Origin of the sequence: Exiguobacterium alkaliphilum 12/1 (genome assembly GCF_000714435.1) — a bacterium.
Lineage (GTDB): Bacteria > Bacillota > Bacilli > Exiguobacteriales > Exiguobacteriaceae > Exiguobacterium > Exiguobacterium alkaliphilum.
In genome coordinates, this window is record NZ_JJMW01000019.1 from 23601 (window position 1) to 47892 (window position 24292).

The window sequence follows — 24292 nt, forward strand, 5'->3', positions numbered from 1 at the left end:
AGAAAAAACATTGACAAAACAAGTTGGCCTATCTATAATTCATATTGTTGCAATTGAGGTGATTCGGATGAAATGGTCTATTGCACAGCTACTTAAGCTTCGAAACCAAGGTGACAGTTTTATCGTCGATGAGACGGTCGAACTTCCGGAGCTGACTCAGCTCCATCCGGATATCCGATCGATTCGCCCAGTGCATGTGCACGGGGATGCGTCGTTCACATCTAATCAAGTTACATTCAATCTGAAGATTCAAGGTGACCTGACGTTGCCAGATGCGCGTACGTTAGACGATGTCATGTATGAATTCGATATTGAATCACTCGAGCCTTTCTTTTTGGAGAACGGGCGTTACACGGAGCAATTCGATGACGTCAATTTGCCAGAAGGAAATACGATTGATCTGCGACCGATCGTACGTGAGCTCATCATGTTAGACGTCCCGATGCAAGTGTTCGGGAACGAAACAGACAAAACTCAGGTTGAAGGGGAAGGCTGGGCCCTCGTAGAGGATCAGCTGGACGACCAACCAAAAATTGACCCGCGCCTCGCGGGACTTGCCGACTTGTTCTCGAAAAAAGAGGACGAGAAAGGCTAACTTTTCAAGGAGGTGGACAACGATGGCAGTACCATTCCGTAGAACGTCGAAAACTCGCAAACGTCTTCGTCGTACTCACTTCAAACTCAACGTACCTGGTATGAACGAGTGCCCGAACTGTGGCGAAATGAAACTTTCACACCGTGTTTGCAAATCTTGCGGACATTACAACGGTAAAGAAGTAACAAGCAAATAATGCTTGAAGAAGCGGTCTCTTAGGAGGCCGCTTCTTTTTTTATGGTCATCGATTCGGATTGTGGTAAACTCTTTTTGTGTATGACGAGAAGGAGGGTTGCCGATGCGACCGATTGAACGGATAGGCATCATCGGGAACGGAGCCGTCGGCATGTTGATGGCGTCGTTCCTCGCAGAAGAGTATACGGTGACGTTATACGGTCGAAACGGCGAACACGGTGACGTCACAATCGAACGCGTTGGGGTGACGAGCGGGACGGCACGTGTCGTGTCCAAACCGATTCATCTGCTTGACGAGACGGAAGCGGACGTCTTTTTTGTGACGACAAAAGCGCATCACGTGGAAGCGGCGACCGAGCGGTTGACGGGGAACGTGCCCGTGTTTATCTGTGCGAACGGGATTGCCCATCTCGATTATGCAGAACGGCGTGGGTTTCAGCTTGGAGTCGTCGAACACGGCGTGACACGTGACGGGACGACCATCCGCCATAGCGGACTCGGGCGTGTCCGAATCGGCAGCCTGACAGGTATGGAGCCGCTCGTTTTTAGCGCGTCCCCGTTACAGATCGTCTGGGAATCCGATATCCGGCACGTCGTCGTCGAGAAGTTGTTCGCGAACGCCATCATCAATCCGATCACGGCGCTTTGTCGGGTGCCAAACGGTATGGTCGGGCAACCGCCGTGCCGAGACGTCGCACTCGCAATTTATAAGGAATTGACGTCGCTGTTCGACGAGTCCGTACCCTATACATATATCGAGTCGATCATCGAGAAAACGGCGACCAATCGCTCCTCGATGTTACGGGACATAGAAGCCGGCCGGCCGACCGAAGTGGACGCTATCCTGACGCCGCTCTTGAAACGGGCGGAGACGCGAGGGGTCGAACTGACGGTCATCCCGCTCATGCAAAAACTGATTATAGGGGCGAGCGCATCGTGTTAGTGTATATCGTTTCATTTCCACTCATCATTTGGTTTATGGTGTATATGATACTTAGAAAAATTATGCCGAAATCGGTCAATACGTTTAAGCTGGTTTGTGATGTCGGCGTCGTGCTCTGGTTTTATGCGTGCGCCGTCCTGTTAGAGGCGATTGTCGGGGATGACCTGTTTTGGTTGTTGCTCGCCGCGTGCGTTGCCATTTTTCCGATAAACGCGATTTGGCAGCGGGTGAGGCACGAGGAGGTCATCTTCACGAAGATGTTTATCCATGGTTGGCGCTTGCTCTTTTTATTGCTCGTCCCGACCCATGCCGTCTTGTTCATCGTCGGCATCGCCAAGCATATGATGTATTGATTGATTGAAAGGAAGTCGTTATACGTGAGGATAGAGTCGCTTGATGCCATGTATGCCTCGTCTTCTCCGATGATTCAAATCGAGGAAGGGTATGCAGATTGGCTTGATTATAAAGGAATGGGTGAGTTGAAGGCGCGGGCAGAAGAGCTCGATGGACGGACGTATCCGCATCGAGAAGCGCTCGCGTCAATCTTACGAACCCAACAAGCCGAGTACGGCCCGCTATCAGAAGCGATGGAGCGAAAGCTTGAAGCGTTCGCGAACGGTGACGCGTATACGATGGTGACCGGACAACAAGTCGGTGTGTTCGGCGGTCCATTGTTCGCGGTGTACAAGCTGTTGACCGTGCTCAAACGGGCCAAACAAGCCGAGGCCGTGTTGAATAAACCGGTATTGCCGATTTTCTGGATGGCGACGGAGGACCATGATTACGCCGAAATCAACCACGTCTTCGTCCCGCAACCGATGTCCCGTCAGTTCCGTAAAGAAACACTCTCGGTCGTCCCGCTTGCCGGAAAGGCTTCGGTCGGAGAGCTCGAGTTCGATCGGTTGAAAATTGAACTCGTTCAAATGCTACAGCGCATGCTCCTCGCCGAGACGGAGACGGTCCACACCCCTTCTCTCTATCGTGAGCTCGTGGACGTGTTGCAACAGTCGCATTCGTTCGCCCAATTTTTCGGGAAGATGATGCGTCGCTTCGTCGGTCAGGAGTTCCTCCTCTTCGACCCGCACCAAAAAGAAGTGCGGACACTCGGACAGACGGCGTTCGGTCGGCTCATCAAAGGGCACGACGAAGTAAAACAGGCTTTCCTGCAGGCGTACGAACCGGGGATGCCGGAAGTGGAGCTGAACCGAGAAGCGGCACACGTCTTCTATCATGACGGGACGCGTGAGCTGTTGACGAAAGAAGGTGATGTCTTCACGACGAAGCGGGGACATCGTTTCACAGAGGCGGAGCTGCTCGCAGAAATCGAAGCGCACCCGGAGCGGTTCTCGAACAACGTCGTCTCGCGTCCGCTCATGCAAGACTATCTGTTCCCGACGCTCGCCTATGTCGCCGGGCCAGGTGAGATCGCCTATTGGCTTCAGTTGCGTCCGTTGTTCCACGTCTTCGGCTGGAAGATGCCGATCCTGCTTCCGCGGCTCGGTGCGGTCCTTCTCTCGTCAAATGATGAGAAGAAGTTACGGCAAGAAGGGGTCGACCTCGCGGAATACTTGGCAACGCCGCTCCCGGACCATGCGTTCGACGATGCGGCTTTCGATGAACAACTGTATAGCTATCGGGCGTTAGCCGCGGCGGTCGGCAAAGAAGCGGGGCGTCACGGTCATCGGTTTGAATCGAGCGCGAAACAATTGCTCGAGCGGCTCGCCGACGAGATGCGGGCCGAGGCGAAGCGTGAACAGTACCGATTGAACGATCGTCGCATCCATCTGTCGACCCGTCTCGTCCCGATGAATGCGCCGCAAGAACGGATTTGGTCGATGGTGCCGATGTTGAACCGGCACGGTCTCGATTTGTTCAAACGTCTGTTCCGTGCGTATGAAACCTCTGAAATTGAGCGATGTTTAGTTAAATTGTAAGAAAAAGGATGTTTAAAATTTGATTCCCTTGAAAACAGGGAATCTTTTTTCGTTTGTTACCTTTTTGTTTCCTCTTTTCGCTAAAAACGAATGCGGTGCTTGACATTTTTATGATAAAGTAAGTGTAATAAAACAGTTGAAATTTGTAGGTTGAGAGGGTTTTTGTATGTTTGAGCATGAAACGGTTTTAAAAATGGAGTCCATCGAAGGATTGAACATCAAACCGGACGGCATTTATGTCGACTGTACATTAGGTGGAGCGGGTCATAGCGAAGAGATTGTGAAGCGATTGACGACCGGTCATCTGTACGCGTTCGACCAAGATGACGTCGCACTCGCACATGCGAAAGAGCGATTGGCTCCATATGAAGACCGGGTTACTTTTATAAAGAGCAACTTCGTCCATTTGAAAGACGAGCTTCTCAGTCGCGGTGTGACACAAGTTGACGGCGTCTTATTTGACCTCGGCGTCTCCTCGCCACAACTCGACGAGGCGGAACGAGGGTTCAGTTACAACTTTGACGCGCCGCTCGACATGCGAATGGATCGCTCGAAGCCGTTTTCGGCTTATCACGTCGTAAATGAATGGGCGTTCGGGGACCTTGCCCGCATCTTCTTTACATATGGGGAAGAGAAGTTCTCGAAACAGATTGCCCGAAAGATTGAGCAGGCACGTGCCGAAAAACCGATTGAGACGACGTTCGAACTCGTCGACTTGATTAAAGATGCGATCCCGGCACCGGCACGACGCAAAGGCGGACATCCTGCCAAGCGGACGTTCCAAGCGATTCGTATCGCGGTCAACGATGAATTGAACGTGTTCGACCGCGCCGTGCAAGACGCGATTGACATGCTCGCCATCAACGGCCGCATCTGTGTCATCACGTTCCACTCATTAGAGGACCGGATTTGTAAACAAGTCTTTAAAGAGAAAAGTCAGCACCCGCCGCTTCCGCCAGGGTTGCCGGTCATTCCGAAAGAGTTTGAACCTGAACTTAAACTCATCACCCGAAAGCCGATCACGGCCGGCGGGGAAGAGCTCGAAGACAACCGCCGCGCCCGCTCTGCGAAACTGCGCGTCGCTGAAAAACAAAAATAGACTGTACGTAGGAGGGATACCTGATGCCAGAAGCTGCCCGCAAGGCTTTGCAGCCTCACATTTCACCGAATCGAAATCCGATTCCGCAAGAACGACCGATACCTGCTCCAAAACGACGTACGTTAACTTTGTTCGAAGCTATTTTGTATCCGACCATGATTGGTTCTGTCGTCTTGTTCGGTGGCATCACGGTGTCGAAACATAACGAAGCGTACAACATCATGCGCGACACGGCGTTAATCACGCAAGAGACGAACGCCCTCGCCAAAGAAAATGAAGAATTGAAATATGAGATCGCCCAATTAAGCTCGCCAGAGAGAATCTATGCGATAGCTGAAAAGCTCGGAATGCAGTTCAACGAAAAGAACGTCAAGGTGATTGACAGATGAACTCTCTACAACAGAGTAAAAAAAGAGTGGCGTGGGTAGCGATTGTTTGCTTCACACCACTCTTTTTATTTTTTGTCGGTTGGTTCTTCTATCTATCTGTCTTTCAAACGTACAAAGGTGAGAATATGCTCGCGTTCGCCGAAGAAGAACGGTGGAAAGCGGTCAGCACGTTGAAAGCAGAACGTGGCGAAATCTTTGACCGGTTCGGTCAGCCGATTGCCATCAACATCCCGTCTTACCGGGTCGTGGCGGTCTTGAAGCTCGGCGGCGAGCGCGTCGAAGGAAAGACGCTCATGCCCGAAGAGTTTCCAGAAGCCGCACGCGAACTCGCGAGCGTCATTCCGATGACCGAAGCGGACATCTTAAAACGGCTCGAACAAAACGTCGACCGTGGACAAATCGAGTTCGGTGTCCCCGGACGTGATTTGACGGTCGAGCAAAAAGAAGAGCTTGAAGCGTTCGAGATTCCAGGCATCACGTTCGTCGAGGAACCGAAACGCTATTACCCGAACAAAGTGTTCGCATCAAGCGTCATCGGGTATGCGCAAAAAATCGATCAGAACGGACGAATCGAACTCGTCGGCGAACTCGGGATTGAGAAGTCACTAAACGACATCTTGAGCGAGTCGTATGGACTGACCCGGTTCGAGAAAGATTTGGCCGGTCGTCCGCTCATCGCGAGCGACGAGCAGCTGCGAATCGAGCCGGAAGACGGGGCCGACGTCCAGTTGACGATCGACCACCGGATTCAGCAACTACTCGACACGAAGATGGATGAATTGTATAAAGAGTACGCACCGAAAAATGCGACGGCCATCATCATGGACCCGAAGACGGGTGAGATCGTCGCCTTGTCTGACCGGCCGTCGTTCGACCCGAACACGCGTGAAATCACGTCGTACAGCAACTTTTCCGTCTCGTCACGTTTCGAGCCGGGATCGACGATGAAAATCTTCACCCTCGCCGCGGCGATCAACGAAGGCGTGTTCGATCCGAACGAACTGTACAAGTCCGGCTCTTACACGTATGGACGGACGACGTTCAATGATTACAATATTACCGGATGGGGTACCATCCCTATGGTAGAAGGTGTCTGGCATTCGTCGAACGTCGCATTCTCCATCATGGCAAACGAACGGCTCGGTCTCGGGCGTTACGAAGACTACTTCAACGCCTTCAAGTTCGATCAACGGACAGGCGTCGATTTGCCGGGCGAGGTCAACAGTCAATACGACTTCGACAGCCCGCTCAACGTGCTCATCACCGCATGGGGACAATCGACCGCGGTGACGCCGATGCAAATCTTGCAAGCGACGTCGGCGATTGCGACGGATGGGACGATGAAACAGCCCCACGTCATTAAAAAAGTCGTCAATCGCGAGACCGGTGAGACGATTCGGACGACGAACCCGAAAGTCGTCGGCCAACCGATTACGGCCGAGGCGGCCCAAAAGACGCGAGAAGCACTCGACGGGGTCGTCAACAGCGACCTCGGTACCGGGCAACTGTACGCCCTCGAAAACTACCGCGTCATCGGGAAGACGGGAACGGCCCAGATTGCCGAGAACGGGAAGTATTTGAGTGGCCAGTACATTCACTCGTTCGTCGGCATGGCCCCAGAAGAGGATCCGGAGCTCGTCATGTATATCGCCGTCGATCGTCCGAACAGCGACTCGTCGACGACCGGTCCGCGGATCATGGCCCCGTTGTTCAAGGACGTCATGGACGTGGCGCTCCGCTATCGGAGCGTCGAGCCGGAGAAGCAAGAGAAAGCGGTCGAGGCCTCAGCGAAGACGACTGCATCCTACATCGACCTTAGTCGGAAGGAAGCAGTCGACACGTCGCGAGAAGCCGCGTTCGCACCGGTCCTTCTCGGTAGTGGCGGTAGTGTGACGGCCCAAAGCCCAGTCGAAGGTCAGTCGTACGTCACGGGCGAACGGTTATTGCTCAAGACCGACGATACGTTCGCGATGCCGAACTTGTCGGGTTGGTCACTCCGAGATGTGAAACGATTGGCAACGTTGTATCAATTGAATTTAGAAATCGACGGGACCGGCTTCGTCACTTCCCAGTCTATCGGGAAAGACAAGCCTGTCAAAACCGGGGCGACACTTAAGGTGAAGCTCCAATCCCCGTCGAATTAACGCAACAGGATCAAGAGGGCCTCGGCTCTCTTTTCCTTTGTCACAGGAGGAAATACGATGGAACAACTAACGATTCAAACATTGGCCAGCTGGTTCGGTGTGACGATTGAAGACACACGGGAAGTACGCCGAGTGGCGACGGACTCGCGTGATGAGAACGGAGACGGACTATTCGTCCCAATCATCGGGGCGCGCGTCGACGGGCACGACTTTATTGACAAGGCGATCGAGCAAGGCGCCATCGTCACGTTTTGGGAAGAAGGACGGGAACGACCGGAAGGGATCATTGTCATCCCGGTGCCGTCACCGCTCAAGGCACTCCAAGAAGCGGCAGCCCGCTATTTGGCAGAAATCGATCCGCTCGTCGTCGCCATCACCGGTTCGAACGGCAAGACGTCGACGAAAGATATGGTCGCGGTCGTGCTCGAGGAAAAGTTCAAGACGCACAAGACGGCCGGAAACTTTAACTCGGACGTCGGCTTGCCGCTCACGGTGCTCCGCATGCCACGCGATACCGAAGTGGCCGTCCTCGAGATGGGCATGAACGGGTTCGGGCAAATCGAACTGTTGTCGAACATCGCGAAGCCGGACGTCGCGTTCGTCACGAATATCGGTGAGTCGCACGGGGAACAAGTCGGGGGCCGTCAAGGCATCGCGAAAGCGAAACTTGAGATTAAGGCTGGATTGAAAGACGAGGGCATCTTGATTGTCGATGCGGATGAGCCACTTCTGTCCGGCCAAGGGTTTCGTGTCGGCTACGCGGACGATGCCGACGGGAAAATCGAGGTCGTCGAGACGACGTTCGACGCGTCGATTTTCCGGTATGATGGCGAGTTGTTCGAACTGAAAGTGCTCGGTGCCCATCAGATTCGAAACGCCGCGTACGCGATTGCGTGTGGCCGTCAGTTCGGGCTCGACCATGCCATGATCCAACGCGGTCTCGACCGGGTCAAGCTGACGACGATGCGCATGGAGAAACAGATGTTCGGGGATGCGCACTTGATCAACGATGCTTACAATGCGAGTCCGACCTCGATGATTGCGGCGATTGAGACGGTAAAGTCGCTCGTTGGATTCTCGCGCCGTGTCCTCGTGCTCGGCGACATGTATGAGCTCGGTGCCGACGAACAGACGCAACACGTAAAAGTCGGGCATGCCATCACGGCCCCGGTGACGGATGTCCTCTTGATTGGCGATAAGGCGAAATGGATTGCCGAAGGGATTTCGGACGCGTCCGTCAACGTGATGCACGTCGGGACGGTCGAAGAGGCGAAACCGCTCCTTGGCAGTTATCAACGACCACAGACTGTGATATTGTTAAAGGCATCGCGAGGACTGGCGCTCGAACGTCTAGTTCAATAATAGAGAGTAGTGAGGTACGAACATGTTAATTAGTTTAATCGTCTTAATCAGTTCATTATTGACCGTTTTGGTCGTCATGCCGCGCGCGATTCCCGCGCTCCGGCAGCTGAAGTTCGGTCAAGAGATTCGGGATGAAGGTCCGGATTGGCATCAAAAGAAATCGGGAACGCCAACGATGGGCGGGATTGTCATCTTGCTCGCGCTCGTCATCGGATTCATCGTCTCGCTCATCTTCGGAGACGCGGTCGCGGGTTTCGGCACGCTCTTGTTCGTCACGCTCGCGTTCGGTGTGATCGGCTTCCTCGACGACTATATTAAAGTCGTGAACAAACGAAACCTCGGTCTGACATCACTCCAAAAGTTGATTGGACAAATTGTCGTCTCGGTCTTGTTCGTCTGGTTCTTGTCACTCGGAGACGGCTTGGATACGACGATTCAAATCCCGTTCACTTCGATCGCGTTTGATACGGGTTGGTTGTATGTCGCCATCGTCATCTTCTGGCTCGTCGGATTCTCGAACGCCGTCAACTTGACGGACGGTCTCGATGGTCTCGTCTCGTTCTCGGCCATCCCGACGTTCGCGTTCTTCGGGATTTATGCGCTTGGGCAAGACGAGGCCGGAATCGCCTGGTTTGCCTTCAGTGCGGTCGGGGCACTTCTCGGATTCCTCGTCTTCAACAAATATCCGGCGAAAATCTTCATGGGTGACACGGGATCGCTCGCACTTGGTGGCGCGGTCGCCGGACTTGCGCTCATGTTGAAGCTCGAGCTGTTGCTCGTCTTCGTCGGAATCATCTTCGTCATCGAGACGCTCAGCGTCATCTTGCAAGTCATCTCATTTAAGACGACCGGGAAGCGCATCTTCAAGATGAGCCCGATTCATCACCACTTTGAAATGGTCGGATGGTCGGAATGGCGCATCGTCTTGACGTTCGGTGGAATCAGCTTGATCACGGCAGTGTTGTCGTTACTTCTTATGTAATGGATGGTGGAACAAATGGAAGCACAGTGGAAAGGTAAGCGCGTACTCGTCCTCGGCGCCGCACGCAGCGGCATCGCCGCCGCCACTTATTTGGTAGGTGTCGGGGCGATCGTGACGATGAACACAGGTTCGGAGCCGTCGACAGAAGAGCGGACGAAAGTTGAGCAGTTGGGCATCACGTCGGTGTTCGGCTCGCACCCACTCGACTTATTGGATGACACAGACGTCATCGTCAAAAATCCGGGAATCCCGTACCATATCCCGCTCCTCCAAGCAGCGATGGATCGAGGCATCCCGATTTATACAGAAGTCGAACTCGCTTATATGGAGACAGACGCTGCGTTCGTCGCCATCACCGGGTCGAACGGGAAGACGACGACGACAACGCTCGTCCACGAACTGTTAAAAGGCGGTGACCGTCCCGTGCACGTGGCGGGAAACATCGGCTTCCCAGCAATCGAGGTGGCGACCCGCGCCAAGCCGGATGATCTCATCGTCATCGAACTGTCGAGCTTTCAACTGATGGGCGTCGAGACGTTCCATCCGAAAGCAGCGGCGCTACTGAACTTATCGGAAGCGCACCTTGATTATCACGGCGACTTTGATTCCTATGCCGATGCGAAGGCAAACTTGTTCCGCAACATGACTTCTTCGGACCGAATCGTCGTCAAAGGAGCCGACGAAGAAGTGATGAAGCGTGTCCCTGACGCGTTACACGCATCGACGTTCGGTTATGATGCCGGCGATGCTTCCGTACGAGACGGCTGGATTACACTTCATGGGGACAACATCGTCCGCGTGTCTGAACTCGCGCTCGGCGGTGCCCATAACGTGGAAAACGTCTTGGCTGCACTGCTCCTCGTCGAACCATTCAACATCCCGCGTGAACATGTTGAGCGTGTGTTGCGCACGTTCGGCGGGGTCGCCCACCGGACGGAGAACGTCGGCCGCGTGCTTGGCCGCCGAGTTTACAACGACTCGAAAGCGACGAACAACGTGGCGACCGAAGCGGCACTTGCCGGTTTCGATGCGCCAATCGTCTGGCTTTGCGGCGGACTCGAGCGAGGCGCTGACTTGTCTTCACTCGTCCCGGCGATGTCACGTGTCAAAGCGGTCGTCGCGTACGGGGAGACGGCCGAACGGTTCAAGACGCTCGGAGAATCCCAAGGAGTCCCGGCCTTTGCTGTCGAAACATTAGAAGAAGCCGTACCGCTCGCGTTCGAGCAGTCGGCAGAAGAAGACGTGATCTTATTATCGCCAGCTTGCGCAAGTTGGGATCAATACAAGACGTTCGAGGAACGCGGTGCCCATTTCGTCGACCTCGTCCGTTCAATCGAGGAGGCGAGTCGATGAGAGTCATCATTTCAGGAGGCGGGACGGGAGGCCATATTTATCCGGCCCTCGCATTGCTCGATACGTTAAAGGCGCGTCACGACGATTTAGAGGTGCTCTATATCGGAACGGAGAACGGGTTCGAGGCCGATCTCGTGCCACGGGCCGGCATCCCGTTCAAATCGATTCGAATCGCCGGGTTGAAGCGGTCATTGTCGCTTGAGAACGTGAAGACGGGCTATTGGTTCTTGAAATCGGTCCGTCAGCTAAGAAAAGAAATGAAGGCGTTCCGTCCGGACGTCGTCATCGGGACAGGCGGTTTCGTGTCCGGGCCGGTCGTGTTCACGGCCCAGCAGTTGGGCATCCCGACAATCCTTCACGAACAAAACAGCATCCCAGGGCTGACGAACAAGTTCTTATCGAAGAAAGCTGACCGTGTCGCGCTGTCGTTCGCCGGGTCCGAGTCACAGTTCCCGGGGGCGAACGTTCGCGTCATCGGCAACCCGCGCGGGAGCGAAGTGTTACAGACAGTCGCCGACCCGACTCAAATCCGAGCGACGTACGGAATCGATGAGCGTCCGATTATCGTCATCTATGGCGGGAGCCGTGGGGCCGAGGCGATTAACCGGGCCGTGCTCGAAGCGATTCCGGAACTGAGCCAACAACCGGTCAACGTACTGTATGTGACCGGGAACGTGCACTATGAGGCGGTCGTCGCCGAAGCGAAGCCGGCGGAAAACGTCCATATCTTGCCATACGTTTACGATATGCCTGCCCTGCTCGCCTGTGCGACGCTCGTCGTGTCACGGGCGGGCGCATCGACCATTTCTGAATTGACGGCGCTCGGTTTGCCGAGCATTTTGATTCCGAGCCCGTATGTCACGGCCGACCATCAAACGAAAAATGCTTCGGCACTCGTTGAGAGCGGAGCTGCCGTCTTGATTCGAGAAGCGGACTTGACGGGCAAAACGCTCGTCGAGAAGATACAGCACGTCTTGGAAAACGAACAACAGATGGCGGAAGCGTCGAAACGGTTAGGGTTCCCGCAGGCCGCGGAATCCCTCGCCGCGCTTGTAGAAGAAGTAAGTCGCTAAAGGAGAGGAAGCATGGAGACACGTCAGAACACCGTCCGTAGTTTGGAAGACCGGATTCCATATATGAAAAATCAGCGACGGAAGAAGGCGAACCGTCGATTGTCTGCGATTTTGCTGCTGTTCGCCGTATTGATCGCCCTCGTCGTCTATATGCAGACGTCGGTGTCTGACGTGAAGGCGGTGAACGTGTCTGGCTTGGCTTGGTTGACCGAGTCTTACGTGTTAGAACAAATTGACCTAGACACGACGTCAAAAATCGTCGAAGTGTCTCCTAGCCGACTCGAGACGGCGATTCGTGAACTTCCCGGCGTAAAAGACGTGGAAGTGGATCGAAGTTGGTACAATATCGTCACCATCAAGCTCGAAGAGGAGAAGATGATCGCCTATTCGAGGACGGACGACCGGGAAGTCGTCGTCTTAGCGGACGGCTCGCTTCATCCGACCGGGCAAATCGATGACCCGGCAAAGTTGAAAGACGGGCCGCTCTTGAGACAGTTTGACAAAGAGGCCGATCTTGAGAAAGTGGCCGGTGAGCTCGAGCAGGTCGATGACGCGTTACGGGCGAGAATGTCTGAGATCGTGTTCAAACAACAAGAAGGCGAACCGACACGTTATGAGATTTACATGAACGACGGGAACACGTTGCTCACACCGACGTTCAAACTGAGTCAAACGGTGTCCAAGTACGGTGAAATTTTTGAAAATATCCCGAAAGGACAGCGAGGAACGGTCGTCATGGATGGAGGCTATTATTTCGTCCCATATGAAAAATCGGAAGAATAGTCTGAATTTTTACAGCCCTGCGACATGCCGGGGCTGTTTTTTTATCGTTTGTAATCGAATTGACACCCCAAAACCGCTTAATTTGTAGGATTCTACCTTTTCTCACTATCTTATTTGTTGTAAACTTAGACGTGAGATATCTTGCCGGACCTAACAATATTTTTGGATATCTGTAATATTGTAATGGAAGACTGAAACTGAAATTTTAGCGCGGAGGTGTTTCCCTGTTGGAAGCGAATGGTTATGTAGCCGCATTAGATATTGGAACGTCAGAAATTAAGCTTGTCGTGGGTGAATTGCTCGGGGGAACGCTTAACATTTTGGCAGAAGGTTGTGCTCCGTCTGCAGGAGTAAAACGTGGCGCCGTCGTCGACATCGATAAGACGGTTCAAGCCATCAAACAAGCCGTCGAACATGCCGAAGCGGCACTCGGTGATCAAGTTCGTTCGGTATACGTTGCCATCGAAGGGGAACATATCCAAATTGCCCCATGTCATGGAATCGCCTCGGTCAAACGAGAAGACCAAGAAATTACGGATGCCGACGTGATTGAAGTCATCAATTCGGCACAAGTGATGCGTCTACCCGACGAGATGAGCGTGATTGACGTCATTCCGTCCTCGTTCACGGTCGATCAACAGACCGGCGTCGTGGACCCGCGTGGGATGCTCGGCTATCGGTTAGAGATGCACGGGAAGATGGTGACGGGCTCGAAGACGATCTTACATAGCATCCGTCGTTCGATTGAGCGGGCGGGACTGAAGCTCGACGGATTCGTGCTCGGCAATTTGGCGCTCGGCATGAGTGCCGCTTCTGTGGATGAGATTGACCTTGGGATCGGCTTGATCGACATCGGACACGAGAAGACGACTGTATCTGTCTTCTACCGTGGTGACCTCGTCTATTCTTACATCCTTCCAGTCGGGGGCGATCATATGACGCGCGACTTGGTATACAAGCTCAACTGCAAATACCAAGATGCGAAAGTCGCGAAAGAAGAATATGGTCTTGCGCTTGAAGAAATGGCAGATGCGACTGAAGGATTCTCGTTCACGAACATTAACGGGGAAGTGGCGTATGAGCCGCAAGCTGAAATTAGTTATGTTTTAGAGGCGAGAATAGAGGAAATGTTTACATTGGTGTTGAATAGAGTGCAAAAGGTAGGAGTTCCGGCACTGAGCGGAGGCTATTTGCTCTGTGGTGGCGCCGCTGCCTTGCCTGGCATCCAAGAGCTGGCGACCCGTGTCATGGGTCAAAAGACGAGACTTTATCAACCATCGTCCATCGGTGTCAGACATCCGAAATATGCGACAGCTGTCGGCGTTCTCAAGTACGTGCTCATGAGCGATCACCACGTCTCGAAGCAAAACTTGGAGAAGCCGGAAGAACGCGAAGTCGTCTCGTCGACAACGAAGACAGATCGACAACCGGATGCTGGTGACGAGTACGATTCGACAGAGCGCGAATCGAAAAACGGATTCGGACGGTTAATGGAAAAATTATTTGGCGTGTAAGCTGATGCGATTCACAATCGGAAATTACGTAGGGGGATACCTGAATGATGTACTTTGATGAGGCGATTGACGCCGTAGCAAAAATTAAAGTAATTGGAGTCGGTGGCGGCGGTTCAAACGCCGTCAACCGCATGATCGAACACGGCGTGCAAGGTGTCGAGTTCATCGCGGTCAACACGGACGCGCAAGCACTCAACATGTCGAAAGCGGACGTGAAGCTCCAACTCGGTGCGAAATTGACACGCGGACTCGGTGCCGGTGCAAATCCTGATATCGGGAAGAAAGCAGCCGAAGAGAGCCGTGAACAGTTGATTGAAGCGCTTGATGGTGCGGACATGGTCTTCGTCACAGCCGGTATGGGTGGCGGAACGGGTACAGGGGCAGCCCCTGTCATCGCAGAGATTTCGAAAGAAATCGGCGCCTTGACGGTCGGTGTCGTCACGAAACCGTTCATGTTCGAAGGACGCAAGCGGATGCAACATGCCCAACACGGCATTCAAGCGTTCAAAGAAAAAGTTGACACGCTCATCGTCATCCCGAACGACAAGCTTCTTGAAATCGTCGAGCGCAACACGCCGATGATTGAGGCGTTCCGTGAAGCGGATAACGTCTTGCGCCAAGGTGTACAAGGGATCACGGACTTGATTGCTATCCCAGGTCTCATCAACCTCGACTTCGCTGACGTGAAGACGATTATGACTGAAAAAGGCTCGGCCCTTATGGGTGTCGGTGTCGCGACAGGTGAAAACCGTGCCGTTGAAGCCGCGAAGAAAGCCATCTCTTCACCGCTTCTCGAGTCTTCAATCGAAGGCGCGAAAGGCGTGTTGATGAACATCACGGGCGGTCTCAGCCTCAGTCTTTATGAAGTGACGGAAGCGGCTCAAATCGTTCAAAGTGCTGCGGATGAAGAAGTGAACTTGATTTTCGGTTCGGTCATCAACGAAAACTTGAACGACGAGATTATCGTGACGGTCATCGCAACTGAATTTGCAGAAGAAGCACAAGGCTCGAACCCGTTCCTTCAACAGCCGAAGAAACAACCTGAGGCAGAAGTGAAGAAAGAGGCTCAACCGAAAGCGGACTCTGCGCAACAAGAAGAAGGGAACTTCCATAGACCGGTCTATGGTGGTGACGTCCCAGACGAGACGATCAACATCCCAGCGTTCGTAAGACAACGCCGTAACTAAAAAATAGGGGGTGCCGGTTCTCGGCACTCCTTTTTTGTAAAAAAGGAGAACGACATGCGATTGATTCATTCATGGGAAACTGAAACGGAGCGCTACTCGGCCTACGTGACGACCCGCACAGATTGGCACAATGAAGGGAATGTCGGCCTCCACGTCGGAGACGACCGTGCCCTCGTCGTGAAAAACCGAGAACGTTTCTTTATGGACGCCGGTCTTGCGTTAACTGACTCGGTTTGGGCCGACCAAGTTCATAGCAATCGTGTCGCATTCGTCGATACGAACGATCGAGGCAAAGGGGCGTATGATTACGCGGAAGCGATTGAAGCGACAGACGGCCTCGTCACGACGACGGAGGACATGCCGCTCGCCCTCGTCTTCGCCGACTGCGTCCCACTGTTCTTTTGTGCGAAAGATCATGGCGTCATCGGTATGGCCCATGCGGGTTGGAAAGGGACGGTCGGCAACATCGTCGCTTCGATGACCGATGCGTTCGCCAAACTCGGGGTGCCCGCTGATGCGATTGACATGGTCGTCGGGCCGGCCATCACGGCCGACGCGTATGAGGTCGACCAACGAGTGCTCGACGCCGTCAAAGACGTGTCGGAAGCGGCATATGACGCCGCGGTCACAGATGAGCGAGACGGACATGCGCACTTGTCGCTACAACAAGTGAATGAGACGCTCGCCGTCGAAAGAAAACTGGACGTCACCCAATCGAACTTGTCGACCGTCTCGGACCGAACGTTTTTCTCGTATCGGAACGGGGATGCGTTACGTCGATTTGCGGCCGTCCTCGTCAAGGAGAAGAAGTCGTGAGTATAGCGAATAACGTGAAACATGTCAGACAAACCATCGAACAACATCGAGCCGGACAGGACGTGACCCTTATCGCCGTCACGAAATCGGTCGGTCCGGACGTGGCGACCGCCCTTTATGAAGAAGGCGTACGTCATTTCGGAGAAAATCGACCGGAAGGACTGTTGGCAAAGGCAGAAGTGTTGCCAGATGATGCGCTCATCCATTTCATCGGAAGCCTGCAGACGCGCAAAGTGCGACAAATCATCGACCGCGTCGCGGCCATCCACTCACTCGACCGCTTGTCGCTCGCAGCGGAAATCGATAAGCGAGCGAATCGTGTCATCGACTGTTTCGTCCAAGTGAACGTGTCGGGCGAGGCATCGAAACATGGGATTGAAAAAGAGGAGGTGCACGCCTTCATCGAGAACTGTAAACAGTATCCGCACATCCGGGTGATCGGTCTCATGACCATGGCACCGTTGACAGAAGATGAGTCGGTACTTCGCGACACGTTCCATCAGTTGCGGACGTTACGTGACGACGTGTTGGCGAAAGGGTACGCTCACGCCCCGTGTACGGAACTGTCGATGGGCATGTCGAATGACTATCCGATTGCCGTCGAAGAAGGCGCATCGTTTGTTCGTATTGGAACCATACTTGTGCAATAATATATCTTAAGGAGGAATCCGTTATGTCAATCAAAAACAAGATGAAAGATTTCTTCGGACTCGAAGAAGAAGAACGGAATGCGTATGAAGGAGAAGAGTATGTCGTCGCCGAGACGAAGCAACAGCCGATGACCGAGCAAATCGTCAAGACAGACGATCGCCCGAAAACGTCAAACAATCTCGTCGCGTTCAACTCGAAGAAAAAAGAACGTTCGAAAGTCGTTCTTGCCGAGCCGCGCGTCTTCGCCGAAGCGCAAGACATTAGCGACCAATTGAAAGAAAACCGCGCTGTCATCGTCAACCTTCAACGCATGTCAAAAGAACAATCTCGTCAAGTCGTCAATTTCTTATCGGGTGTCGTCTACGCGCTCGAAGGGACGATGACGTCGATTGGACATAACACGATTCTATGTACTCCGAACAATATCGAGTTGACGGGGTCGATCTCGAACTTGATTTCGGAGGACGAACTCAATAGTAAAGGATGGTAAGTGAATGAATAACGTAGTAGAAGCTTTAGGAAATACGATTGTTACGCTTCTCGGGTATTATAGCTGGGTGTTAATCGCTTATATTTTGTTGTCGTGGTTCCCGAACGCGCGCGAGTCTAAGTTCGGACAAATCTTGTCTTATTTGTGCGAACCGTTCCTCAACCCGTTCCGCCGCATCATTCCGCCAATCGGCGGCATGCTCGACATCTCGCCAATCGTCGCCTTGTTCGTACTTCGAATGGCGCAGGTTGGGGTGCGAGCGATTTTCGGTCTGTAAATGAGCGTCTTCGACCATTATCGTCCGAGCGAACGGGCGTTCATCGAGCAAGTGCTCGACTGGGTGCAACAAGTCGAGGACAACTACTTGTTCAAACTGACGGACTTTTTAGACCCGCGTGAACAACAAATCGTCAAACAAATCGTCGGGAAGCGTCTGGTGATTTTCGATGACGGTGGTTTTGAAGGAGCGGAACGGCGTCGGCTCATCTTGGCGCCGGACTATTATGAACTCGAGCCGAACGACTTTGAAATCGCAATCCGTCAAATCGACTATCCGACGAAGTTTGTCGACTTGACCCACCGTCAAGTGACGGGCACGCTCTTGAACGCTGGACTGAAGCGTCAGAAGTTTGGCGACGTCGTGTTAGAAGACGGAATCGCTCAATTCGCGACGACCGCCGAGGCAGCCAGTTTCATCGAAATGAACGTCGATCGGGTCGGAAAGGCTCGCATCCGCATTTCAAACGTGGCACCGGAAGCCGTGCTCGTCGTACCGGAGACGAAGTGGACGGAAGAGTTCGGAATCGTCTCATCGCTTCGATTTGATGTCGTCGTGAGTGAAGTACTCAACTTATCACGACAAAAAGCGCAGGCGCTCGTCAAACACGGCGACTGCAAAGTAAACCATAAACAAATCGAGGACGCAAGCTTCATCTTAGAGCCCGATGATTTAATCTCGATTCGCGGCTACGGTCGAGTGAAATTGACAGCGATTCTCGGCTCGACGAAACGTGAGAAAATAAAAATCCAGTATGGCATCATACGTTGAATTTAGGAGGAAAGTCGAATGGCGTTGACACCGATTGATATTCATAATAAAGAGTTCTCGACTCGTTTTCGCGGGTACGACATCGATGAGGTCAATGAGTTTTTAGATCAAATCATCAAAGAGTTCGAACTGTTGATTCGTGAGAATAGAAGGTATGAAGAACTCGTCAACGATATGCAAGCTCGGATTGACTACTTCTCCTCGATGGAAGACACGTTGAACAAGTCGATTATCGTCGCGCAAGAGGCGGCGGAAGAAGTGAAGACGAACGCTGCGAAAGAAGCGAGCCTCATCTTGAAACAGGCGGAGCGCGAAGCACTCGCCCGTGAAGAGGAAGCGGCACGCAAAGAGCAACTCGCCGAGCGCGAGGTCGTCCAAATGTTGAAGAAAGTCGAGCTGTACCGGACACGTTTCCGCGTTCTCGTCGATGCCCAAATGGAGCTGTTGAACAGTACGGAATGGGATACGATCGTCGGGGAGCCCCCGGTCCAAACGGTTCTTGACGATACGACCGAACTTCCGTATAATGACGACGAAGTCATACCAAACAAACATCACGGATAATACACAATACGTCGACTAGGACACGTCGATAAAGTCATACCTACGAAGCGACTTAGGGAAGGTGGGAGCCTAAGAGAAAGACTTTATTCGGTATCCCCTACGAGTGTCGTGCTGAAACGAGTAAGCACGACCGCCTGACCCCGTTATCGGTCGCCAAGAGCGGTCTCGACCTATGTCGAGACTAGTAGGGTGGTACCGCGAGTCGACCAACTCGTCCCTATTTAGGGACGGGTTTTTTTGTTGTCAAAAAATAAGGAGGAGTTTCAATGAACTATAAAGACACCCTATTGATGCCCGAAACAGATTTCGCCATGCGCGGAAACCTGCCGAAACGTGAACCACAAATGCAAGAAGCATGGGAACAGATGGACCTTTATAACCGTGTGCTCGAAAAGAATGCGGGGAAACCACAATACATCTTGCATGACGGCCCGCCGTACGCGAACGGCGACATCCATATGGGGCACGCCCTCAACAAAGTGTTGAAAGACATCATCGTCCGTTTCAAGTCACTCAACGGCTATCAGTCGCCGATGATTCCGGGCTGGGACACGCACGGTCTTCCAATCGAGAACGCGCTCCAAAAAGCTGGTGTCAACCGTAAAGAGATGACGGTCGCCGAATTCCGTGAGAAATGTGCGGCGTATGCGATGGAACAAGTGAACTCGCAGCGCGAACAGTTCAAACGTCTCGGTTTACTCGCAGACTTTGAGAACCCGTACATCACGCTCCTCCCAGAATATGAGGCGGCCCAGATCCGTCTATTCGGGACGATGGCTGAAAAAGGCTACATCTATAAAGGGAAGAAACCGGTCTATTGGTCACCTTCTTCAGAGTCGGCCCTCGCCGAAGCGGAAATCGAGTACTATGACAAGAAGTCGCCCGCCATCTATGTAGCGTTCCAAGTCGTCGACGGAAAAGGGGTCCTCGATACGACGGATCATTTCGTCATCTGGACGACGACGCCGTGGACGATTCCGGCCAACCTCGGGATCGCCGTCAGCAATGAATTGACCTATACGCGAATCAACCATGACGGCAAAGGCTATATCGTCGCCGAAAGCCTCGTGGAAGACGTGACGACAGCGCTCGGCTGGACCGACTTCACGGTCGACGGTTCATGGAACGGACAGGCGTTCGAACATATGACGGCGCAACATCCGCTCTACGACCGGACGTCCCTCGTCATGATTGGCGACCACGTCACGGCTGACGCGACAGGTCTCGTCCATACGGCACCAGGACACGGGGAAGACGACTATCGTGTCGGACAAGCGTACGGGCTCGACGTCCTCTGCCCGGTCGATGATCGCGGCTACATGACGGACGAGGCTCCAGGATTTGAAGGGCTCTTCTATGAAGATGCCAACAAACAAATCGGGATGAAGCTCGAAGAGAACGGCTATCTCCTCAACTTGAAGTTCATCAAACACTCGTACCCGCACGATTGGCGTACGAAAAAACCGGTCATCTTCCGTGCGACGCCGCAATGGTTCGCGTCAATCAAAGACTTCCGGAGTGACTTGCTTCGTGAGATCGAAGAAGTGAACTGGGTGCCGGAATGGGGCATGACGCGTCTTTACAACATGGTCCGTGACCGTGGGGACTGGGTCATCAGCCGTCAACGGGCATGGGGTGTGCCAATCCCGATCTTCTACGCGGAAGACGGCACGGAGATCATCACGAACGAGACGATCGACCACGTCGCCAACTTGTTCCGTGAGCACGGTTCGAACGTCTGGTATGAGCGCGAAGCGAAAGACTTGCTCCCAGCAGGGTTCACGCATCCGAACAGCCCGAACGGGGAGTTCCGTAAAGAGCTCGACATTATGGACGTTTGGTTCGACTCGGGCTCGTCACACGCAGGTGTGCTCGAAGAACGCGCCAACCTTCGCCGTCCGGCCGACCTCTACTTGGAAGGGTCAGACCAGTATCGCGGTTGGTTCAACTCGTCGCTCTCGACGGCTGTCGCGACGACCGGGAAAGCGCCGTATCGTACGGTTCTCAGTCACGGATTCGTGCTTGACGGCGACGGACGTAAGATGTCGAAATCGCTCGGCAACACGATCGCGCCGAACGATCTCGTAAAACAATACGGTGCCGAAATCGTCCGTCTTTGGGTGTCGTCGGTCGATTACCAATCTGACGTACGCGCTTCGCACGACAACTTCAAGCAAGTGTCGGAAGTGTACCGGAAAATCCGCAACACGCTCCGTTTCTTACTCGGGAACTTGAACGGGTTCGACCCGTCGATGCGCGTCGCTTTCGAAGACATGCCAGAAGCCGATCAATTCATGGCGACGAAACTCAAGCAGTTGCAGGCGAAAGTCATCAAAGCATACGACACGTTCGACTTCATGGCCGTCTACCACTTGATTCACAACTTCTGTGTCAACGAGTTGTCTTCGTTCTATCTCGACTTCACGAAAGACATCCTCTACATCGAGCGTGAAGATGACGCACGCCGTCGTGCCGTTCAAACGGTCATGTACGATACGGTCATTGCGCTCACGAAGTTGATCGCGCCAATCCTTCCGCACACGGCGGACGAAGTGTGGCAAGAGATTCCGGCGAAGGCAGCCGATAGCGTCTTCTTGTCGGATCTCGATGAAGTCGTCGCGCTCTCAGAAGAAGAGACGGCGTTACTTGCGAAATGGTCGAAGTTCCTCACGTTCCGTAACGACGTGTTGAAAGCGATTGAGATCGCCCGCGGTGAAAAATTGATTGGGAAACCGCTCGAGGCGAAGTTGCTCGTCGCACCGAAGGGTGAGACGAAAGCGTTGCTCGAGACAATCGACAACGTTCGTCAACTGCTCCAAGTGTCGCAACTCGACTATGTCGCGCACGCGGATGTCGATTATGCGACGGCAGAAATCACCGTCACGAAAGCCGACGGTGCCGCCTGTGCCCGTTGTTGGACGTACTCGACGGAGCTTGGTCAACATGCCGAGCATCCAGAGCTTTGCCCGCGCTGTACGGAAGTCATCGCATAAGCCGGACCGGAGTGGCGAACGTCCACTCCGGTTTCTTATGACGTGAAAGGAGAATTTGATGAAGCGCTATTACGGATTGGCCCTATTTCTCATCGTGCTCGATCAAGTGACGAAGTGGATCGTCGTCCAGACGATGACGATTGGACAGTCGATTGAACTCATTCCAGGCTGGCTCTATTTGACGTCTTACCGCAATAAAGGAGCGGCTTGGGGCATGCTCGAAGGACAGATGACGTTCTTCTTTATCGTCACGGCCATTGTCGTCGTCGGCTTGATTTACTTCCTGCATAAAGAAGTGAACGGATTCAACTTGCTCGGCTATAGCGTCGGGTTACTGCTTGCCGGAGCAATCGGGAACTTCATCGACCGACTGTTCCGAGGAGAAGTCGTCGATTTCGTCGATACGTATCCGTTCGGCTACAACTTCCCGATTTTTAACGTCGCCGATATGGCGCTCACGTTCGGTGTCATCTTTATGGTCATCGGCGTCTTGTTCGAAGAAAAACTAAACAAAGAAAGGGGACATGCGTAATGGAAACATTCACATTTGTCGCCGAAGAAAAGGCACGAATCGATAAATGGATGAGTGAACGGAGCGATTGGTCCCGTTCGCAAATTCAAGATTGGATTAAAGCGGGCGACCTGCTCGTGAACGGTCAAGCCGTGAAACCGAACTATAAACTACAAATCGGCGACGAGATCATCGTCAACGTACCGGAAGCGGTCGAGCTTGAAGTCTTACCGGAAGACATCCCGCTCGAGATCGTCTATGAGGATGAGGACGTCATCGTCGTCAACAAGGCACGTGGCATGGTCGTCCATCCGGCGGCCGGTCACACGTCAGGGACGCTCGTCAACGCGCTCCTTTACCATTGTGATGACTTGTCAGGCATCAACGGCGTCAAACGTCCCGGCATCGTTCACCGCATCGATAAAGACACGACCGGCCTCTTGATGGTCGCCAAAAACGACTTGGCTCACGAGTCGCTCGCGACGCAGTTGAAAGACCGTAAAATCAAGCGTGAATACATCGCGCTCGTCCACGGGGAACTCGTCCATGAGCTCGGCACGATTGAGGCACCGATCGGACGCGACACGAACGACCGCCAGCGTATGACCGTGACGGATAAGAACGCGAAAGAAGCGGTGACACACTTCCGTCTGCTTGAGCGTTACAAAGACTTCACGCTCGTCGAGTGTAAACTCGAGACGGGACGGACGCACCAAATTCGCGTCCACATGCGCTACATCGGCCACCCGCTCGCCGGAGACCCGAAATATGGGCCGCGCCGGACGATTCAATTGAACGGTCAGGCGCTTCACGCGGCGACGCTTGGGTTCTTCCATCCGCGGACGAACGAATGGCTCGAATTCGAGGCGAAGCTCCCGGCCGACTTCGAGACAGAACTTGCCAAATTGGACAAAATCGAGAAAACGCGTTGACATTCCGCTCATTCCGATTTATAGTCTAGAAAGCATAACACCTTTAAACCCAGTCCAGAGAGGCTGTGAAAGGAATGTGGCCGCGGCCACGACACGTCGATTATTTGAGGCAGACGTCTGCCCTCACATATGAAGACTTCCTTTTCCAGCCGGACGAGGAAGTCTTCTTTTTTTGTAGAAAGGAGGAACGCCATGAAACGTTCTACCATTTTAGATGAAGCCGCCATCCGACGCGCGCTCACACGAATCGCCCATGAGATTATCGAACGCAACAAAGGGACGGATAACGTCGTGCTCGTCGGGATAAAAACCCGAGGCGAGACGCTCGCCGACCGGCTCGCACGCCGGATTGAAGAGATTGAAGGCAAGCCGATCGCCCTCGGCAATTTAGACATCACGATGTATCGTGACGACTTGTCGAAAAAGTCGCTCGACCCGGAAGTGAAAGCGACGGAACTTCCGCATGACATTAACGGAAAGACGGTCGTCCTCATCGACGACGTCCTCTACACCGGTCGGACGGTGCGTGCCGCAATGGACGCCCTTGTCGACCACGGTCGCCCAGATTACATCCAACTCGCCGTCTTGATTGACCGCGGACACCGCGAGTTACCGATTCGCCCAGACTTTATCGGAAAAAACGTCCCGACGTCGAAGTCAGAACAAGTCGTCGTTCGACTCAGTGAAGTCGACGCGACAGACGAAGTCTTCATCAATCAGCAATAACCCAATAA

General features: G+C 53.4%; 25 protein-coding genes. All 25 read left to right on the forward strand.

Annotation, left to right across the window (positions count from 1 at the left end; all coding sequences use genetic code 11):
- The first annotated feature begins 67 nt into the window (after positions 1-67).
- The 25 genes from RT52_RS03030 (at position 68) to pyrR (ending at position 24284) form a co-directional block, all read left to right on the forward strand.
- Positions 68-595: a YceD family protein gene (locus tag RT52_RS03030; RefSeq protein ID WP_034805635.1), complete on the forward strand. Its 528-nt coding sequence runs from the start codon at positions 68-70 to the stop codon at positions 593-595.
- A gap of 22 nt (positions 596-617) precedes the next feature.
- Positions 618-791, forward strand: coding sequence for a 50S ribosomal protein L32 (gene rpmF / locus RT52_RS16145; protein ID WP_015881300.1), 174 nt, complete (start codon positions 618-620; stop codon positions 789-791).
- A gap of 102 nt (positions 792-893) precedes the next feature.
- Positions 894-1733 (forward strand): ketopantoate reductase C-terminal domain-containing protein, encoded by an 840-nt coding sequence (locus RT52_RS03035; protein WP_034815021.1) that lies wholly within the window; start codon positions 894-896, stop codon positions 1731-1733.
- Positions 1727-2086 carry a DUF3397 domain-containing protein gene (locus RT52_RS03040; protein WP_034805628.1) on the forward strand — a complete coding sequence of 120 codons (360 nt, stop codon included), beginning with the start codon at positions 1727-1729 and terminating at the stop codon, positions 2084-2086. The genes RT52_RS03035 and RT52_RS03040 overlap by 7 nt, the downstream gene beginning before the upstream one ends.
- Positions 2087-2110: 24 nt before the next feature.
- On the forward strand, positions 2111-3667 hold the full coding sequence (bshC, locus tag RT52_RS03045) for a bacillithiol biosynthesis cysteine-adding enzyme BshC (RefSeq protein ID WP_034815023.1): 1557 nt from the start codon (positions 2111-2113) through the stop codon (positions 3665-3667).
- A 166-nt stretch (positions 3668-3833) separates the two neighbouring features.
- Complete coding sequence (rsmH, locus tag RT52_RS03050) at positions 3834-4766, forward strand: 16S rRNA (cytosine(1402)-N(4))-methyltransferase RsmH (protein ID WP_034805624.1); 933 nt, start codon at positions 3834-3836, stop codon at positions 4764-4766.
- Positions 4767-4789: 23 nt separating this feature from the next.
- A complete protein-coding gene (gene ftsL / locus RT52_RS03055; protein ID WP_034805621.1) occupies positions 4790-5155 on the forward strand; it encodes a cell division protein FtsL in 366 nt (121 codons plus the stop codon).
- On the forward strand, positions 5152-7299 hold the full coding sequence (locus RT52_RS03060; protein WP_034815025.1) for a penicillin-binding transpeptidase domain-containing protein: 2148 nt from the start codon (positions 5152-5154) through the stop codon (positions 7297-7299). The genes ftsL and RT52_RS03060 overlap by 4 nt, the downstream gene beginning before the upstream one ends.
- Before the next feature lie 57 nt (positions 7300-7356).
- Positions 7357-8661: a UDP-N-acetylmuramoyl-tripeptide--D-alanyl-D-alanine ligase gene (locus RT52_RS03065; RefSeq protein WP_034815026.1), complete on the forward strand. Its 1305-nt coding sequence runs from the start codon at positions 7357-7359 to the stop codon at positions 8659-8661.
- 22 nt (positions 8662-8683) lie between these two features.
- On the forward strand, positions 8684-9643 hold the full coding sequence (mraY, locus tag RT52_RS03070) for a phospho-N-acetylmuramoyl-pentapeptide-transferase (RefSeq protein ID WP_034815028.1): 960 nt from the start codon (positions 8684-8686) through the stop codon (positions 9641-9643).
- Between the two features lie 15 nt (positions 9644-9658).
- The gene (murD, locus tag RT52_RS03075) at positions 9659-10996 is read left to right on the forward strand and encodes a UDP-N-acetylmuramoyl-L-alanine--D-glutamate ligase (RefSeq protein ID WP_034815030.1); all 1338 of its coding nucleotides are present in this window, start codon (positions 9659-9661) and stop codon (positions 10994-10996) included.
- Entirely contained in the window at positions 10993-12069 is a 1077-nt protein-coding gene (gene murG, locus RT52_RS03080) for an undecaprenyldiphospho-muramoylpentapeptide beta-N-acetylglucosaminyltransferase (protein ID WP_034815033.1), read from the forward strand. The genes murD and murG overlap by 4 nt, the downstream gene beginning before the upstream one ends.
- 12 nt (positions 12070-12081) lie before the next feature.
- Positions 12082-12852, forward strand: a complete 771-nt coding sequence (locus RT52_RS03085) for a cell division protein FtsQ/DivIB (RefSeq protein WP_034815035.1) — start codon at positions 12082-12084, stop codon at positions 12850-12852.
- A 227-nt stretch (positions 12853-13079) separates the two neighbouring features.
- Positions 13080-14366, forward strand: coding sequence for a cell division protein FtsA (gene ftsA / locus RT52_RS03090; RefSeq protein ID WP_034805600.1), 1287 nt, complete (start codon positions 13080-13082; stop codon positions 14364-14366).
- Positions 14367-14410: 44 nt separating this feature from the next.
- Complete coding sequence (gene ftsZ, locus RT52_RS03095; protein ID WP_034805598.1) at positions 14411-15553, forward strand: cell division protein FtsZ; 1143 nt, start codon at positions 14411-14413, stop codon at positions 15551-15553.
- Positions 15554-15607: 54 nt separating this feature from the next.
- Positions 15608-16369 (forward strand): peptidoglycan editing factor PgeF, encoded by a 762-nt coding sequence (gene pgeF, locus RT52_RS03100; protein ID WP_034815036.1) that lies wholly within the window; start codon positions 15608-15610, stop codon positions 16367-16369.
- Positions 16366-17019, forward strand: a complete 654-nt coding sequence (locus tag RT52_RS03105; RefSeq protein WP_034815038.1) for a YggS family pyridoxal phosphate-dependent enzyme — start codon at positions 16366-16368, stop codon at positions 17017-17019. The genes pgeF and RT52_RS03105 overlap by 4 nt, the downstream gene beginning before the upstream one ends.
- Before the next feature lie 23 nt (positions 17020-17042).
- Positions 17043-17510 carry a cell division protein SepF gene (locus RT52_RS03110; protein ID WP_034805588.1) on the forward strand — a complete coding sequence of 156 codons (468 nt, stop codon included), beginning with the start codon at positions 17043-17045 and terminating at the stop codon, positions 17508-17510.
- 4 nt (positions 17511-17514) lie between these two features.
- Positions 17515-17787 carry a YggT family protein gene (locus tag RT52_RS03115; RefSeq protein WP_034805585.1) on the forward strand — a complete coding sequence of 91 codons (273 nt, stop codon included), beginning with the start codon at positions 17515-17517 and terminating at the stop codon, positions 17785-17787.
- The gene (locus RT52_RS03120; RefSeq protein WP_034815040.1) at positions 17788-18558 is read left to right on the forward strand and encodes a YlmH family RNA-binding protein; all 771 of its coding nucleotides are present in this window, start codon (positions 17788-17790) and stop codon (positions 18556-18558) included.
- A gap of 18 nt (positions 18559-18576) precedes the next feature.
- Positions 18577-19122: a DivIVA domain-containing protein gene (locus RT52_RS03125; RefSeq protein WP_024370036.1), complete on the forward strand. Its 546-nt coding sequence runs from the start codon at positions 18577-18579 to the stop codon at positions 19120-19122.
- 266 nt (positions 19123-19388) lie between these two features.
- The gene (gene ileS / locus RT52_RS03130) at positions 19389-22115 is read left to right on the forward strand and encodes an isoleucine--tRNA ligase (protein WP_034805579.1); all 2727 of its coding nucleotides are present in this window, start codon (positions 19389-19391) and stop codon (positions 22113-22115) included.
- A 58-nt stretch (positions 22116-22173) separates the two neighbouring features.
- A complete protein-coding gene (gene lspA, locus RT52_RS03135; RefSeq protein WP_034815042.1) occupies positions 22174-22647 on the forward strand; it encodes a signal peptidase II in 474 nt (157 codons plus the stop codon).
- Positions 22647-23558 carry an RluA family pseudouridine synthase gene (locus RT52_RS03140; RefSeq protein WP_034805573.1) on the forward strand — a complete coding sequence of 304 codons (912 nt, stop codon included), beginning with the start codon at positions 22647-22649 and terminating at the stop codon, positions 23556-23558. Before lspA ends, RT52_RS03140 begins: the two co-directional genes overlap by 1 nt.
- Before the next feature lie 192 nt (positions 23559-23750).
- A complete protein-coding gene (gene pyrR / locus RT52_RS03145; protein WP_034806428.1) occupies positions 23751-24284 on the forward strand; it encodes a bifunctional pyr operon transcriptional regulator/uracil phosphoribosyltransferase PyrR in 534 nt (177 codons plus the stop codon).
- Positions 24285-24292: the final 8 nt, after the last annotated feature.

What these genes read in the sequence shown, in the direction of transcription:
- RT52_RS03030 (WP_034805635.1), top strand. Translation starts at nt 68, where the DNA reads ATGAAATGGTCTATTGCACAGCTACTTAAGCTTCGAAACCAAGGTGAC.
- rpmF (WP_015881300.1), top strand. Translation starts at nt 618, where the DNA reads ATGGCAGTACCATTCCGTAGAACGTCGAAAACTCGCAAACGTCTTCGT.
- RT52_RS03035 (WP_034815021.1), top strand. Translation starts at nt 894, where the DNA reads ATGCGACCGATTGAACGGATAGGCATCATCGGGAACGGAGCCGTCGGC.
- rsmH (WP_034805624.1), top strand. Translation starts at nt 3,834, where the DNA reads ATGTTTGAGCATGAAACGGTTTTAAAAATGGAGTCCATCGAAGGATTG.
- ftsL (WP_034805621.1), top strand. Translation starts at nt 4,790, where the DNA reads ATGCCAGAAGCTGCCCGCAAGGCTTTGCAGCCTCACATTTCACCGAAT.
- RT52_RS03060 (WP_034815025.1), top strand. Translation starts at nt 5,152, where the DNA reads ATGAACTCTCTACAACAGAGTAAAAAAAGAGTGGCGTGGGTAGCGATT.
- RT52_RS03065 (WP_034815026.1), top strand. Translation starts at nt 7,357, where the DNA reads ATGGAACAACTAACGATTCAAACATTGGCCAGCTGGTTCGGTGTGACG.
- mraY (WP_034815028.1), top strand. Translation starts at nt 8,684, where the DNA reads ATGTTAATTAGTTTAATCGTCTTAATCAGTTCATTATTGACCGTTTTG.
- murD (WP_034815030.1), top strand. Translation starts at nt 9,659, where the DNA reads ATGGAAGCACAGTGGAAAGGTAAGCGCGTACTCGTCCTCGGCGCCGCA.
- murG (WP_034815033.1), top strand. Translation starts at nt 10,993, where the DNA reads ATGAGAGTCATCATTTCAGGAGGCGGGACGGGAGGCCATATTTATCCG.
- RT52_RS03085 (WP_034815035.1), top strand. Translation starts at nt 12,082, where the DNA reads ATGGAGACACGTCAGAACACCGTCCGTAGTTTGGAAGACCGGATTCCA.
- ftsZ (WP_034805598.1), top strand. Translation starts at nt 14,411, where the DNA reads ATGATGTACTTTGATGAGGCGATTGACGCCGTAGCAAAAATTAAAGTA.
- pgeF (WP_034815036.1), top strand. Translation starts at nt 15,608, where the DNA reads ATGCGATTGATTCATTCATGGGAAACTGAAACGGAGCGCTACTCGGCC.
- RT52_RS03110 (WP_034805588.1), top strand. Translation starts at nt 17,043, where the DNA reads ATGTCAATCAAAAACAAGATGAAAGATTTCTTCGGACTCGAAGAAGAA.
- RT52_RS03115 (WP_034805585.1), top strand. Translation starts at nt 17,515, where the DNA reads ATGAATAACGTAGTAGAAGCTTTAGGAAATACGATTGTTACGCTTCTC.
- RT52_RS03120 (WP_034815040.1), top strand. Translation starts at nt 17,788, where the DNA reads ATGAGCGTCTTCGACCATTATCGTCCGAGCGAACGGGCGTTCATCGAG.
- RT52_RS03125 (WP_024370036.1), top strand. Translation starts at nt 18,577, where the DNA reads ATGGCGTTGACACCGATTGATATTCATAATAAAGAGTTCTCGACTCGT.
- ileS (WP_034805579.1), top strand. Translation starts at nt 19,389, where the DNA reads ATGAACTATAAAGACACCCTATTGATGCCCGAAACAGATTTCGCCATG.
- lspA (WP_034815042.1), top strand. Translation starts at nt 22,174, where the DNA reads ATGAAGCGCTATTACGGATTGGCCCTATTTCTCATCGTGCTCGATCAA.
- RT52_RS03140 (WP_034805573.1), top strand. Translation starts at nt 22,647, where the DNA reads ATGGAAACATTCACATTTGTCGCCGAAGAAAAGGCACGAATCGATAAA.
- pyrR (WP_034806428.1), top strand. Translation starts at nt 23,751, where the DNA reads ATGAAACGTTCTACCATTTTAGATGAAGCCGCCATCCGACGCGCGCTC.